At 57.8% G+C, this 12,791-nt stretch carries 14 protein-coding genes and 1 pseudogene; 7 read left to right on the top strand and 8 right to left on the bottom strand.

The genetic code is table 11. The features are described from left to right. The first annotated feature begins 632 nt into the window (after positions 1 to 632). Positions 633 to 971, top strand: coding sequence for a hypothetical protein (locus AB9N64_RS25340; protein ID WP_014717348.1), 339 nt, complete (start codon positions 633 to 635; stop codon positions 969 to 971). A 99-nt stretch (positions 972 to 1,070) separates the two neighbouring features. After that, a complete protein-coding gene (locus AB9N64_RS25335) occupies positions 1,071 to 1,571 on the top strand; it encodes a methylated-DNA--[protein]-cysteine S-methyltransferase (RefSeq protein ID WP_032903201.1) in 501 nt (166 codons plus the stop codon). On the opposite strand, the gene AB9N64_RS25330 is transcribed toward AB9N64_RS25335, so the two are convergent. From AB9N64_RS25330 to AB9N64_RS25310, 5 genes are all read right to left on the bottom strand, one after another. Then, a complete protein-coding gene (locus tag AB9N64_RS25330) occupies positions 1,527 to 2,354 on the bottom strand; it encodes a GNAT family N-acetyltransferase (RefSeq protein WP_371359761.1) in 828 nt (275 codons plus the stop codon). The genes AB9N64_RS25335 and AB9N64_RS25330 overlap by 45 nt on opposite strands. Positions 2,355 to 2,512: 158 nt before the next feature. Beyond that, positions 2,513 to 3,040: a DUF4142 domain-containing protein gene (locus AB9N64_RS25325; RefSeq protein ID WP_130175145.1), complete on the bottom strand. Its 528-nt coding sequence runs from the start codon at positions 3,038 to 3,040 to the stop codon at positions 2,513 to 2,515. Positions 3,041 to 3,159: 119 nt separating this feature from the next. After that, the gene (locus tag AB9N64_RS25320; protein ID WP_130175144.1) at positions 3,160 to 3,801 is read right to left on the bottom strand and encodes a LysE family translocator; all 642 of its coding nucleotides are present in this window, start codon (positions 3,799 to 3,801) and stop codon (positions 3,160 to 3,162) included. 47 nt (positions 3,802 to 3,848) lie between these two features. Further along, positions 3,849 to 4,265: a fosfomycin resistance glutathione transferase gene (gene fos, locus AB9N64_RS25315; protein WP_133633366.1), complete on the bottom strand. Its 417-nt coding sequence runs from the start codon at positions 4,263 to 4,265 to the stop codon at positions 3,849 to 3,851. 15 nt (positions 4,266 to 4,280) lie between these two features. Then, positions 4,281 to 5,207, bottom strand: a complete 927-nt coding sequence (locus tag AB9N64_RS25310; RefSeq protein WP_014717342.1) for a LysR family transcriptional regulator — start codon at positions 5,205 to 5,207, stop codon at positions 4,281 to 4,283. A gap of 68 nt (positions 5,208 to 5,275) precedes the next feature. Here AB9N64_RS25310 and AB9N64_RS25305 point away from each other — a divergent pair, with 68 nt between their 5' ends. Beyond that, positions 5,276 to 5,752, top strand: a complete 477-nt coding sequence (locus tag AB9N64_RS25305; RefSeq protein ID WP_371359760.1) for a DMT family transporter — start codon at positions 5,276 to 5,278, stop codon at positions 5,750 to 5,752. Here the strand turns inward: AB9N64_RS25305 and AB9N64_RS25300 are convergent. After that, complete coding sequence (locus AB9N64_RS25300; protein ID WP_371359759.1) at positions 5,724 to 6,398, bottom strand: NAD(P)H-binding protein; 675 nt, start codon at positions 6,396 to 6,398, stop codon at positions 5,724 to 5,726. The two genes, AB9N64_RS25305 and AB9N64_RS25300, sit on opposite strands and share 29 nt — an antisense overlap. A gap of 326 nt (positions 6,399 to 6,724) precedes the next feature. On the opposite strand from AB9N64_RS25300, the pseudogene AB9N64_RS25295 reads away from it, so the two are divergent. Continuing rightward, positions 6,725 to 7,637: pseudogene (locus AB9N64_RS25295) on the top strand (aminotransferase class I/II-fold pyridoxal phosphate-dependent enzyme). A gap of 105 nt (positions 7,638 to 7,742) precedes the next feature. Next, positions 7,743 to 8,927 carry an MFS transporter gene (locus tag AB9N64_RS25290; protein WP_020301016.1) on the top strand — a complete coding sequence of 395 codons (1,185 nt, stop codon included), beginning with the start codon at positions 7,743 to 7,745 and terminating at the stop codon, positions 8,925 to 8,927. Here the strand turns inward: AB9N64_RS25290 and yiaY are convergent. Then, positions 8,894 to 10,042, bottom strand: coding sequence for an L-threonine dehydrogenase (yiaY, locus tag AB9N64_RS25285; protein ID WP_054917605.1), 1,149 nt, complete (start codon positions 10,040 to 10,042; stop codon positions 8,894 to 8,896). The two genes, AB9N64_RS25290 and yiaY, sit on opposite strands and share 34 nt — an antisense overlap. Positions 10,043 to 10,165: 123 nt before the next feature. On the opposite strand from yiaY, the gene AB9N64_RS25280 reads away from it, so the two are divergent. Further along, positions 10,166 to 11,182 (top strand): DUF4917 family protein, encoded by a 1,017-nt coding sequence (locus AB9N64_RS25280; RefSeq protein ID WP_014717337.1) that lies wholly within the window; start codon positions 10,166 to 10,168, stop codon positions 11,180 to 11,182. A 122-nt stretch (positions 11,183 to 11,304) separates the two neighbouring features. Here AB9N64_RS25280 and AB9N64_RS25275 read toward each other — a convergent pair whose 3' ends face one another. Further along, positions 11,305 to 11,832 (bottom strand): helix-turn-helix domain-containing protein, encoded by a 528-nt coding sequence (locus tag AB9N64_RS25275; protein ID WP_014717336.1) that lies wholly within the window; start codon positions 11,830 to 11,832, stop codon positions 11,305 to 11,307. A 160-nt stretch (positions 11,833 to 11,992) separates the two neighbouring features. Here AB9N64_RS25275 and AB9N64_RS25270 point away from each other — a divergent pair, with 160 nt between their 5' ends. Then, the gene (locus AB9N64_RS25270; RefSeq protein WP_014717335.1) at positions 11,993 to 12,775 is read left to right on the top strand and encodes an aldolase; all 783 of its coding nucleotides are present in this window, start codon (positions 11,993 to 11,995) and stop codon (positions 12,773 to 12,775) included. Positions 12,776 to 12,791: the final 16 nt, after the last annotated feature.

Below are 12,791 nucleotides of genomic sequence, written 5' to 3'. Positions count from 1 at the left end.
TGATTTAATATGTATACCAAAGCAGACATTTCAAATCAACATCTATCGGCTCTGCCTTGCCTTTCTCCGAGCCCCCCCCTGTCTCGCTAATATAAGGATTGACGCCGGGAGCAAGAAAACAATGGCCACAATGCCTCTTGCTCCCCCACTCGATCCTAGGACCTCCAATCTGTTGGCTTCGCGATGAGCTGCGGTAAGCGACAAATGCCCTATTCCCTCTCCTACAAACAGCTCCTACAATCTCCCTCCATACATCCTAAATATCAATGACTTACGTGACATATGGGTTTGGGCTCGATTCCCTCTACCCGCTCCACTCAGATTTGCGCTGGCGTCAGGAAGGTTCTGACGCAGGATGCACAAAAAACCGGTCCTTGGTGACCGGTTTTTTTATGTCTGAAATTTGTTCTGCAGCGCCCATCTGGTCCTCGGCAGTCGAGCCTGAGGGTGTGAAGCACCTTGTGTTGAATCATCCACAGGAAAAAAAGCTGCTCGGGATTTCTTTTCTGGCATCCGCAGCGCTCCAGGTATTGCAGCAGGAGCGGTAGGTACGCCTAAGCAAAGTCTTACGGCAAGGCCGGCAACACCGCGCGATAATGTAGGCTCATCGGCCCAGAGTTCGGAATATGGCAATGCTGGACACCCAAAAAACCACACCCAACATCATCCTGCGCCAAGTAGTCGGCTGGGTGTTGGTTTTGCCGCTGCTGATCTCGTTTGTACGGCTGCCCTTCCCCTTCCCCCTTAGATTTTTGCTGGAGTTAGGAGTGATTGCCGCGTCAGCGTATGGCGTGAGGTTTGCCTGGCGTCACGCAACCCCACGCGTGGCTGTGTTCGCTTTGTTTGTCACCCTGCTCAACGTCATTTCTATGTTCATGTTAGGTACCGCGTCAGTACTCAAGGCCCTTTACATTATCGCCTGGCTCTACGGGTACCCCTATTATTCCAACTGGGTTTACTGGAATTTCTAATGGGGCGAAGAATTTGACCGCAAGAAACGTAGTTCCCTAACCCCTTGGTGGAACTACAGTGGCGTCGTCCCCCCTCAACGCCCTTCAAGGAAACAGCTCATGACCTACCAGTACAAGCTCATGCCTTCCCCTGTCGGTGAACTCACCCTGGTGGCGCGCGATGGCAAACTCAGCGCCATCCTCTGGGAAGTAGAACGCGCCAATCGCGTACGCCTGGGTGAATTGATTGAGGCCAACGACAGCCCGGTGCTGCGAGAAACCGAACGCCAATTGAAGGAATACTTTGCCGGAACGCGTAACCAGTTCGAACTGGAGCTGGATTTCGCCGGCACTGACTTCCAGAAGCAGGTCTGGCAGGCACTGCTGACCATTCCCTTCGGCGAAACCCGCAGCTACAGCCAGATCGCCGAGCAGATCGGCAACCCCAAAGCCGTGCGCGCAGTCGGGGCCGCGAATGGGCGCAACCCGATCTCGATCATTGCGCCATGCCACCGAGTGGTGGGGGCTTCGGGCGGGCTGACCGGGTTTGCCGGAGGGCTTGAGGCCAAGCAGTATCTACTGACGCTTGAGGATCGCACCCAGGCAAAAATGGCTTTTTGATAACCGGTCAGCAAGCGCTCCGCGAGTGAAAGCCTGATACTCGAACAAACGTGCAAAGCCCAACTGTAGATACAGCGAGATGGCCTCCGCCGAGGCCTCGAGAAAACATCGGTGAGCCCCCAGGCTCGAGGCGTGAAGCAGGGCAGCTTGAATCAGGCAAGTGGCATAGCCTCTTCCACGAAAGCCCTTGAGCGTGCCGACATCATTCAGACGGGCCTCGCCTTCACACAGTGACAACGTCAACGAACAGCTCACACGCCCCTCGGCGGACAGGGTGAAGTGGTAAAGGGCCTCACCCGCATCAAGCGCCCTCTGGTGCCGTGCCTGATAGTTCACAACGACCTCGGGAAGCATCGAATATGCGCTGCCAACTGGACCCGCCCATTCGTTCAAATCCCGCGTCAGGCAGACCTGTAGAGTCCCCTCGCTCATCCTTGGAATAAAACGCGACAGCTCGAGAACCATCGCGGTTGTCTGTTCAGCAGGCTGGAAACCGATTGCGCAGAGCGCCTCGCGTAGCTCAGCGACCTTTTCCTCATGAACCACAATGCGTATTGCAAGGACGGAACCATGGATCAAGCCCAACGGGGCAGCAAAAGCTTCGCCCAATGGAGCGCTGCCCACGCGAATAAATAACAAGTCATACAGGCCAGAACATACGTCAACGAAATAAGCGTTGATAGCCGCGCTATAACGGCGATGCAGGCCGCAGGTGGCAGAAAAATAGTGATCTTCGGTCAGGTGATAAAGTGTGCGCAGGTCGCAGGTGGCATATGCGGTCATAGGGGTTATCCAGGTAAAAACCCAGTCTTGCGCTCGCCGCCTTGAGATACCGTAGGCTCGCTCCTAAAAGCACGGCAGAAAAACCCACAGTCCTGTTGATATGAAAACGGCGGTTGGATCCTCTCCAACCGCCGTTTTTTTCATTTCCAGTAGTCGCCTCAACCGTCGCCTTGATGGCCCTTACCGTAGGTCGACGCCAGGGCCCTGGCTTTTTGCAAGCGCTCTTCAAGCTTGGGTAGCGTCTCATCCACCAGTGCCTTTATCTCTGGCACATCCGACGCCGCACCTTCTTTCTGGAACAGGGCGATGGCGTCTTCGTTCTCCTTGACCTGCTGCGCGGTATAGGCAGCGTCAAACGAATCGCCGTCCTTGAGTTCAGGCATCAGGGTTTCGGCCTTATCAACGATCTTCTCCCGTGGGGCCACTGGCAAATCAAGCTTCTTGGCGATCGCCGCCAAGTGCTGGTTGGCCAGCGTGCGCTCGTTGATAACCTCAATGGTGTAGTCCTTGATTTCCTGGGACGAGGTCTTGGCGTGGGCCATGCGGCTGGTTTCGATATCGGCCATGCCTTTGGCCGAAGCCTGCTCGATGAATTCTGCAGGCGACTGGGCGAAAGCACTGCTGGCGCCGAGGCCCAGCAGCATCGCGAAACTGGCGGTGCGTAACCGGATAGCCATGCGGCTCATGATGGGTTCCTCCAGGGCAAAAATAGGCGCGGGAGCATACAACCCGCCCTGAATTCGAATTTTCACGGCGGTAAAGGTTTAGAAAAAACTTACCTGTGCGACGAACGGTCGTCGTCGCCTCAGGCCGCTTTGCTGCCGAACAGGCCCGGCAATGCGTGCGCCAGGGCATTGAGGGCGAAGCCGATAAACATCACGCCGCAGAGCTTGGTGATCAGGATTTCATGGCGTTGATACAGCGTGCGCACCCGTTGGGCACCCACCACGCCGATCAGGATCGCGTAGGCCAGCAAGCCACCGATAAAGCTCAGCAGAATCAACGTCGGCAACATCGACCAAGTCAACAACTCGGCTCGGCTGGACAGTAACGCGGTGAACGTCGCCACGGCGACCGGGTAGGCCTTGGGGTTGGTCAAGCCAAACAGAATACCGTGCCAGAACGGATGGCGCGCCGCGCCCTGAGGGGCATCGCTATTGCGCCGCTGGGTGCGGATCGCACGCCAGCCGAGCCAGAATAAATACACCCCGCTGAGTACGCCGAGCACATCAAAGGCACTGCTGCCGACTTCCCGCGCACCGACGATGGCAATCAGCGCCGTGCTGCACCACACCACATCGCCGAGCAAATGACCGCACAAGAATCCTGCCCCGGCACGCCGGCCACGAGCCGCACCGATGCCGAATACGGCCAGGACACCGGGGCCTGGGGTAATGCCGTAGATAAAACCCGAAGCCAGCACGGCGAGCAGCAAGGATGGGGTCATGGATAGACGCTCCGACAGACGCTAAAAGGTGATTGATTCTGCATGTTTCAGCGCGGTGGGTAAAACTTCATTCCAGCATAGGGCTGGGCGCGACAGGCTTGCAGCCGCGAGGCCAGATCGCCGACATGAACCTCGAGCTTATGGCCGTCGGGATCGAGAAAATAAAACGATGCGCCTTCGCTGCGGTTGTCTCGCCATTCCTGTACACCGGCAGCGCGCAGGTGTTCGACCAAGGGAGCGAAATCAGCAGCATCGACAGTGAAGGCATAGTGGGTGTAATCCACCGCCGGAGCAGTCGAGCGCAACGGGTCCAGCGACAGGCACAGCCAAAGCCCAGGCAGTGAGAGGTAGGCACCGTTGTCCCAGGTTGCGTCGAGCTGCAGGCGCAGCAGATCGTGATAGAAACTGACGCTGCGCGGCACATCGGTGACGGCCAGGGTCAGGTGGTTGAAACCGCTGAGCATCTAGGTGTTCTCGCGTTATCGTGGGTCTGCGGACAATACACCCACCACCCTGCCAATCAACCACTGCAACCCCACATCCCCACCCCGCCGCGTATGCCAGGCCAGCTCAAAGGCAAACGACGGAATATGAAACGGCGGAGGCACGGCCAGCAATTGCCGAGCGTCAATATTTATCAAACCCCGGGACGACACCGTCAGAATCAGGTCCGTACCCTGGATCAACTGAGGCGCCACACCCCAGTGCGGCAGGCTTATGGCTACATGGCGGCGTTCACGAATGGCCGTCAGCGCCCGTTCGATTTCCGGCGTGCCGCTGCCGCGCATCTCCAACAGTACATGGGGGCGCGATAGATAGGCCGGCAGGTCCAGCACCCCGGCGGGCGCCAGGCTATCGCGGTCGACCAGGCAGGTGTAATGCTCCTCGAACAGCGGCGTAGTCCGCATTTCGGCGGGCATGTCGGGGAATACGCCCGCAGCCAGGTCGAGATCGCCATTGAGTACACCCTCAACCATGCCTTCGCGGCTAGCCTGGATGACCTGCAAGTCGATACCGGGCGCTTCATGGCGTAGGAGGCGAACCAGGCCGGGCAGGAATATCGCCGCGCTGTAGTCCGACATCGCCACACGAAAGCGGCGCTTGGCAGAAGTGGGGTCAAAACGATTCGGCGCCAGTAAGGCCTGCACCTGGGCCAGGGCTTCGGTCAATGGCGCCGCCAATTCCATGGCTCGGGCGGTTGGCACCAATGTGCCGCCCTGACGCATCAGCAGCGGGTCGCCCAGCATATCGCGCAGCCGCGCCAACGCATGGCTGACCGCCGGCTGGCTCAGGTGCAGGCGCTCGGCGGCGCGGGTGACGTGTTGCTCGCTGAGCAAAGCGTCGAGGATCACCAGCAGGTTCAGGTCGATGCGACGCAGATCATTCATCAGCTGCATGCTCGGCATAATAATTCGGAATTTAAATTTGCGCGACGAATACCCTAGAGTCCAGCAAAACATTTGGGAGCGCCGAGATGACTGTGTTGCATGGGGTAGGTTTGTTAGCGCTGGCGGTGTTCGCCGGCGCGGTGGTGCCGTTTCAGAGTGCGATCAACGCCAACCTCGGGCGCGGCCTCGGCCATCCCTTGTGGGCCACCCTGGCTTCGTTACTGGTGAGCATCATCGTGCTGCTGCCGGTGATTGTGGCGCTGCGTTTACCCCTGCCGAGCCTGGCCTTTATCAGCAAGGCACCGTTGTGGATGTGGGCCGGCGGTGCCTTTGGCGTGTGTTTTATTTCATTGGCGTTGATGCTGCTGCCCAAGCTCGGCGCATCGGGCTTCATTGCGCTGGCCATGGCCGGGCAGGTTCTCGCGTCATTGCTGCTGGACCATTTCGGCCTGTTCGGCTTGGTGAAACGTCAGTTGACAACCTCCCGGGTGTTGGGCGCGCTACTGCTGATCAGCGGCGTTGCGCTGATTCAGTTCAGCGGCGCTCAGCCGCAAGGCGATTGATCTGCGCCTGCTCCACCACGGGCTGCGGCGCGCCCTGGCTGGCCGCCTGCAACATCGCACGGCCGACGGTCTCGGTGCTCACCACCCAATCCGGTTTCAGTCGCCGCACAAACGAAAGCACCGGCCCGAGCACGCTATAGAAGGATTGGTACAACGGCGTCTTCGAACGCACACCGTGCAACGGCTGGATGATCCCCGGGCGGAACAGATACACCGCCTTGAACGGCAAGCGCAGCAAGGCATTTTCGGTCTTGCCCTTGACCCGCGCCCACATCGACTTGCCGGCTTTGGAACTGTCCGTGCCGGCGCCGGACACATAGATAAAGGTCATCTGCGGATTGAGCCGCGCCAGGGTGCTGGCCGCCACCAGGGTCAGGTCATAGGTGAGGTGGGTGTAGCGCGCTTCCTTCATGCCCGCCGACGAAACGCCGAGGCAAAAGAAACAGGCATCAAAACCCTGCAGCAGGTTTTCCAGGGGTTGGAAATCCAGCATGTCGTTGTGCAATACCTGATGCAGCTTGCCGTGCTCCTGAGTCAGGGGCGTGCGGCCGACGGCTACCACTTCCTGCACATCGGCCGCCAGCAGGCACTCGCGCAGCACACCCTGGCCCACCATGCCGGTGGCGCCGAATAACAGAACTCTCATCAAATATTCCTTCATCCCACTGACTTGGCGAGTCGATAGACGAGCCTCTTGAAGGCTACCGGCACATCCGCCCTGCACGCCGGCACCTTACCTAATTTACTGACGCACAACCCCATTAAATCGCATGATATCACCCCCCTTCAGGTCCATTGACACACCAGGACATTGTAGGCAGCTATCGAATGACATTACTGTGCCATCCTAAAAGCAGGAATGGACCTACACGAAATACTCCATCCGGACTATCGTGCCTGGGAATCGTCTGACTTATCGAATCAAAATTTTCCCGATAGTGTTTTCCAGCCCCCCCAAAGGACGCTAGAGAAATGGAAAACTCATCACTCACACACAAATTCTCAAATTACAAAAAACTCATAGCATTGGCCGAAACGGACTGGCACTCGGCAAAGAGCGGGCGAATATGCGAGCTCAATGTCACCGTCAAAAGTAATAATTACCTGACAGATCAATATGGGCGCGACTTCCATCACTTCTGCACAACCTCATATCTTGGGCTCGATCACCACCCGGCCATAATAGAAGGTGCGATGCAGGGAATAAGGGAGGCCAAAACCCTGCGGCGTTGCGGACGTTGACGGTTTACTTTACTTAAAAGCTCGTTATGGGCTATTTCTCTATATGGACGACTCGCATGCGCTGTCGGCATTCGGAGAGGGAGGACGTGGTTACATCCGGCCATTTATGCATGCGCAAGACGATCAGACATTAATAGTCGCGTCCTTAGGAAAGTCTTTCGGTGCTAGCGGCGGGTTGATCATGTTTGGCAGCGAACGACAAAAAAGTCTGATGTACCGTTATGGTGGACCGAGCAACTGGTCGCAAAGTCTGAACTCAGCGGCTATTGGCGCTGGGCTGGCGTCGCTAAAAATACACCAGACTGAAGAGCTATACGAGCTTCAAGAAAAACTTCAATTTAACATTCAACTATTTGACAAATTAATATATACAGAGCAGCACGGCACCCAGACTGCCATACGCTTAATTAACTGTGGAGAAGCTGAAAAAGCGAATGAGCTCGCCACCCGACTTTCGGACATTGGCTTTTTTACATCTGCTGTATTTTTTCCGGTAGTGCCAAAAGGAAAATCAGCCGTACGCATAACGCTCCGAGCAGATATGTCCCCTACAACGATAGAGTCGTTTTGCGCACAGCTAACCCAACTAACCACGGCCTCAAAAACCAGCACCAGCTTGCACTCCCAGTCAGAAGCTACCTAATGGGGACGTTCATTAATGGCCACGATTACTGAAACGGATTAAAAACTGTGTAAACGATGCCGAACTAGCAGTTTCTTCCTTACTTAGGATATAGGACGATTTTTATTGAAAAGCAATATCGCTCTCCTCCTCGCCTGTAGTGCTGCCTTCCTCGCTCAAGCCGGTATCAGCAGCTATCTGCCCGCAGTCCCAGCAATCGCGCAAGCTTTAGCCGTCGAAAAGCATGTTGCTCTGGCTCTAGCGGTGTATCTGGTGGGCATGGCCTTGCCAATGCTGCTGTGGGGTAGTCTGGCTGAGCGACTTGGCAGAAAACCGGTGTTACTTGCAGCCTTGGCGGTGTATGCCCTGGCGAGTGCGACGATCCCATCAGCGTTCAATGTTGAGTCATTTCTAGCCTTACGCCTGCTTCAAGGCTTGGGGGCTGGTGGGATGTCCGTCATGGCACGGGTATTAGTGCGCGACAACTTCAGCGGTGCACAGTTGGCCAAAGGACTATCGTGGCTGGGGATGACCTTCGTGGTCGCCTTGGGTATTGGCCAATTCGTGGGTTCGTTATTGCAAATGGCGTTTGGCTGGAAGGCAATTTTCTATACGTTGGCAATCGGGGCTGTCGCTTTGATAGGGGTGTTGCAGCGGGTGGTATTTGCGACGCAAGCAAAAGCTGGCTCCCCGGTCCGCGCTTGGCGTGTTTACAACGCGATTGCGCGACATCCTCCCTTTCTGCACGCCGCACTGGCCGGCGGTTTGGGCTATGGGGTGATCATTGCATTCAATACCTGCGCACCGTTGATTTTTCAGGGAGGTTTTCAGTGGAGCGCAATGGAATACGGCTGGCTGGGTTGGCCGATAAGTGGGGCTTACCTGGCAGGTGCGTTAATGGTCAATCGCTTCGTTGCACGCACAGGTCGCTTGAGAATGATGCGTGCAGGCGTTGCATTGGTACTGCTCGGTACGGCGACCATGTTGCTAGGCAGCGTGCTTGCCAGTGGGCTCGCGGTGCTGCTGTGGTTGCCCTATTGCGTGGCGGTGCTGGGGCAGTCGATCAGTTACCCTATCAGTTTATCTCTCGCCAATGATGAGGCCCCCATCAGCGGCCCCTACGCCATGGCCCTCGGCGGTTTTGTGCATCAGTTGATGGCAGCCATGATCGGCGGTGCGGCAAGCCTACTGGTGAGCCAGCAGGCGTGGCCGCTGGCGGTGTTGTGTGTGGCGTTGGCGGGCGGCACATGCGTATGCCTTGCCCGCTGCAGCTCGGATCAAAACGCGCTACGAAAGATCTCCTCAATCTGACGCTGGTCAGCCCGCCGTGGGTTGGTCAGCCCGCAGGCATCTTTCAACGCATTGCTGGCCAGCAACGGGATGTCCTGCAACTTAGCGCCAAGCTCACGCAAGCCCGCAGGGATTTCCACGTCCTGTGACAACCGACGAATCGCCGCGATGGCAGCCTGGGCGCCCTCCTCGGCGGTGATGCCCTTGATATCTGCGCCAAGGGCCCGGCCCACGTCGCTCAGGCGTTTGGCGCAGACGCTGGCATTGAAGCTTTGTACATGGGGCAATAGCACGGCGTTGCACACGCCGTGGGGCAAGTCGTACAAGCCGCCCAGTTGGTGGGCCATGGCATGCACGAAACCCAGGGACGCATTGTTGAAGGCCATGCCGGCGAGAAACTGCGCATAGGCCATGTTTTCCCGTGCGGCCTTGTCAGTGCCGTCGCGGACCGCCAGGCGCAGGTTGGCGCTGATCAACTCGATGGCCTTGATCGCGCAGGCGTCGGTGATCGGTGTCGCGGCGGTGGACACATAGGCTTCGATGGCGTGGGTCAGCGCATCCATGCCCGTGGCGGCAGTGAGGCCCTGGGGCATGCCGACCATCAGCGCCGGGTCGTTGACCGACAGCAACGGCGTGACATTGCGATCAACGATGGCCATTTTTACGTGGCGGCTTTCGTCAGTGATGATGCAAAAACGCGTCATCTCGCTGGCCGTGCCAGCGGTGGTATTGATGGCCACCAGCGGCAGTTGCGGCTTGCTCGATCGGTCGACGCCTTCATAGTCGCCGATGCGCCCGCCGTTGGTGGCGCACAGGGCAATGCCCTTGGCGCAGTCATGGGGCGAACCGCCACCCAGGGACACGACGAAATCGCAGGCGCTCTGTTGCAGCAACGCCAGGCCTTTTTCGACGTTTTCCACGCTGGGGTTGGGCTTGGCGCCGTCGTAGATCACCGAGTCGATATCCTGCATCGCCAGCTTCTCGGCGATCATGCCGGCCACACCGGCTTTGGCCAGGCCCACGTCGGTCACAATCAACGCCTTGTCAAAGCCGTAGTTGCGGATGGCGGTCATCGCTTCGTCGAGGCAATCGATACCCATGATGTTGACGGCGGGGATGAAGAACGTGCTGCTCATGATCAATCCTCAAAGGCTTTATGCCGACAGAATCAACCTGTACCGCGTGGCGCATCTTGATCAGGATCAATGCCGGCTCGTGATAAAGTCACCCCCCAGCCGATTTCGAGTAGACCCGCCGCAATGAAGGATTTCCAGGATATTGACGCCCACCTTGAAGACTGGAGTGCCCTGCGCGCTGCCGTCGACTTCAGCGGGATACTGATCGGTAACGGCGCCAGCCGTACGATTTGGGAAGACTTTGCCTACGACTCGCTGTTCGAAAACGCCCGTACCGTCGAAGAAAAACCCCTGAGCGCCTCCGAACTCAGCGTGTTCGACGCCTTGCAGACCCGCAGTTTCGAGCAAGCGCTGGGCGCCTTGAAAACCACCAGCCGGGTCAACAAGGCCCTGGCGGTCAGCTCGGCGGCGCCGCGTAACCGTTACTACGCGATCAAGGAAGCGCTGATCAACACCATTCATACCGTGCACATTCCCTGGCGCCTGGTGCAGCCGTCGACGCTGACGACGATCAACGCGGAGCTGACCACCTACGCCACCGTCTTCACCAGTAACTACGACTTGCTCAACTATTGGGCGACCCTGCACGCACCGGGCATTGACGACCTGTTTCGCAGCGCCGACTCAAGCTTCGACCTGCGCAATACGCACACCGACGCCACCCGCATCCTGTACCTGCACGGCGGCCTGCACCTGGTGCGCAACCTCGACGGCACGGCGCGCAAATTGCCGTCCACCGACAGCACCCTGCTCAGCAGTTTTGCCATCAACAACACGATCAAGACCCTCGACGATGTGCCGCTGTTTGTCAGTGAAGGCAAGGTGGAGGAGAAACTCAAAAGTATCCGCAGTTCGGATTATCTGTCGTTCTGTTATGAACAGCTGTTGAGCCATGAAGGCGCGCTGTGCATCTTCGGCCATGACTTGGGGCCGCAGGATAAACACCTGGTGGATGCTATCGGCCAGGCCAGCATCAACACCCTGGCGATCTCGGTGTCGGGGCGCAGCGATGGGTTTATTCGCCAACAGAAGCGGCGGTATCTGGAGTTGTTCGAGGGCTCTGCTGTGGAACTGAGGTTCTTTACAGCGCGTACGCACCCACTGGGTAATCCGGCATTGTCCGTCCCTGTGGAACGCTGAGCAAAATGTGGGAGCTGGCTTGCCTGCGATGGCGGTGGGTCAGCGACAGATCGGGCACCGATAAACCGCTATCGCAGGCAAGCCAGCTCCCACATTGACTGCATTTCAAGTCGGGATCAGCCTCATTCCTCAGCGCTGTGCACCACCACTAGCAACTGCGCCTGCACCTCTCCCACCGAGCGAATCCGGTGGGGTTTCTGCGCGTTGAAATGCAGTGCATCGCCGCGCGCCAACAGCACGCGCTCACTCATGAAATCCACCTCAACCTGGCCTTCATGCACGAATAAAAACTCCTCTCCCAAGTGCTCCTTGAAGGTCTTGTCGGTGAACTCCGCCGGCGGATAAATGATGAACGGCAGCAGGCTGCGCTCGCTGACTTGGTGGGCAAGCACCGCATAACCCGGCGAGGTGTCGGGCCGCTCATGGCTGCGCACCAGGCTGTAGCTGTCGAGGCTGACGTTGTCTTCGCTGAACAGCTCTTCGACCTTCACGTTCAGAGCCTTGGCCAGTTTCAATGCCGCGGCGATGGAGGGCGTATTGAGCCCGCGCTCGACTTTCGACAGGTAACTCTTGGTCATCCCGGATTTTTCGGCCAGGGCCTCCAGGGTTACGCCAAGTTTTTTTCTTAATATTTTCAAGCGGATAGACATTTGCTGCGGTTAATCCATGCAGAAAGCGATGAGACAGGCTTGCCAATGACACAAAGTGTCATATAGCATCTTTAGTGTCATTTGCACTCACCCAACGACCTTGCGAGCAGCGGGCGACCAGCAAATCCGACGTCCATTGAACCATCCAAAGGACACCGATATGGCCAAGACATTAGCACTCCCAAAAGACCAACTGGTCAAGCAAGCACTGAGCCAGATGCAAAACAGCCTGGCAGATAATACGTGGACCGACCGGCAAAAGCTGGCGCTGACCTGCCGAATCCTGTTCGAGTACGGCCACGACTCCGGCCTGGCCGGGCAGATCACCGCACGTGGGCCGACGCCCGGCACCTACTACACCCAGCAACTGGGCCTGGGTTTTGATGAAATTACCGCCAGCAACCTGCTGCTGGTCAACGAAGACCTCGAAGTACTGGAAGGCCATGGCATTCCCAACCCCGCCAACCGTTTTCACACCTGGGTGTACCGCGGCCGCCCGGATGTAAACTGCATCATCCACACGCACCCTACGCACATTGCCGCGCTGTCGATGCTGGAAGTGCCGTTGCAGGTGTCGCACATGGACCTTTGCCCGCTGTACGAAGATTGCGCGTTCCTGGAGGCCTGGCCCGGCGTGCCGGTGGGCAACGAAGAAGGGGAAATCATCACCACGGCCCTGGGCGACAAGCGCGCCATCCTGCTCTCGCACCACGGGCAGTTGTCCACCGGGGCCAACATCGAAGAAGCCTGCGTGATTGCGCAACTGATCGAACGGGCTGCCAAGTTGCAGTTGCTGGCGATGTCTGCGGGCAGCGTCAAACCGATCCTGCCGGAGCTGGGGCGCGAGGCCCATGACTGGATCTCCAAGCCCAAACGCCACGGCGCCGCGTTCAACTACTACGCCCGGCAAAACCTGCGCAAGCACGCCGACTGCCTGAACTGATTGTCCCCCTTTTCGA

It is taken from the genome of Pseudomonas sp. KT_2_4 (genome assembly GCF_041410225.1).
Lineage (GTDB): Bacteria > Pseudomonadota > Gammaproteobacteria > Pseudomonadales > Pseudomonadaceae > Aquipseudomonas > Aquipseudomonas paracarnis.
Note: the sequence above shows the minus strand (reverse complement) of the source record. Positions and strands in the feature narration are given on the sequence as shown.

Excerpts from the sequence above, each read along its gene's own strand:
- fos (WP_133633366.1), bottom strand. The coding sequence starts at position 4,265 with ATGCTCAGCGGTTTCAACCACCTGACCCTGGCCGTCACCGATGTGCCG.
- AB9N64_RS25305 (WP_371359760.1), top strand. The coding sequence starts at position 5,276 with ATGACTGTGTTGCATGGGGTAGGTTTGTTAGCGCTGGCGGTGTTCGCC.
- AB9N64_RS25270 (WP_014717335.1), top strand. The coding sequence starts at position 11,993 with ATGGCCAAGACATTAGCACTCCCAAAAGACCAACTGGTCAAGCAAGCA.
- AB9N64_RS25275 (WP_014717336.1), bottom strand. The coding sequence starts at position 11,832 with ATGTCTATCCGCTTGAAAATATTAAGAAAAAAACTTGGCGTAACCCTG.
- AB9N64_RS25335 (WP_032903201.1), top strand. The coding sequence starts at position 1,071 with ATGACCTACCAGTACAAGCTCATGCCTTCCCCTGTCGGTGAACTCACC.
- AB9N64_RS25340 (WP_014717348.1), top strand. The coding sequence starts at position 633 with ATGCTGGACACCCAAAAAACCACACCCAACATCATCCTGCGCCAAGTA.
- AB9N64_RS25280 (WP_014717337.1), top strand. The coding sequence starts at position 10,166 with ATGAAGGATTTCCAGGATATTGACGCCCACCTTGAAGACTGGAGTGCC.
- AB9N64_RS25325 (WP_130175145.1), bottom strand. The coding sequence starts at position 3,040 with ATGAGCCGCATGGCTATCCGGTTACGCACCGCCAGTTTCGCGATGCTG.
- AB9N64_RS25310 (WP_014717342.1), bottom strand. The coding sequence starts at position 5,207 with ATGCCGAGCATGCAGCTGATGAATGATCTGCGTCGCATCGACCTGAAC.
- AB9N64_RS25320 (WP_130175144.1), bottom strand. The coding sequence starts at position 3,801 with ATGACCCCATCCTTGCTGCTCGCCGTGCTGGCTTCGGGTTTTATCTAC.
- yiaY (WP_054917605.1), bottom strand. The coding sequence starts at position 10,042 with ATGAGCAGCACGTTCTTCATCCCCGCCGTCAACATCATGGGTATCGAT.
- AB9N64_RS25330 (WP_371359761.1), bottom strand. The coding sequence starts at position 2,354 with ATGACCGCATATGCCACCTGCGACCTGCGCACACTTTATCACCTGACC.
- AB9N64_RS25300 (WP_371359759.1), bottom strand. The coding sequence starts at position 6,398 with ATGAGAGTTCTGTTATTCGGCGCCACCGGCATGGTGGGCCAGGGTGTG.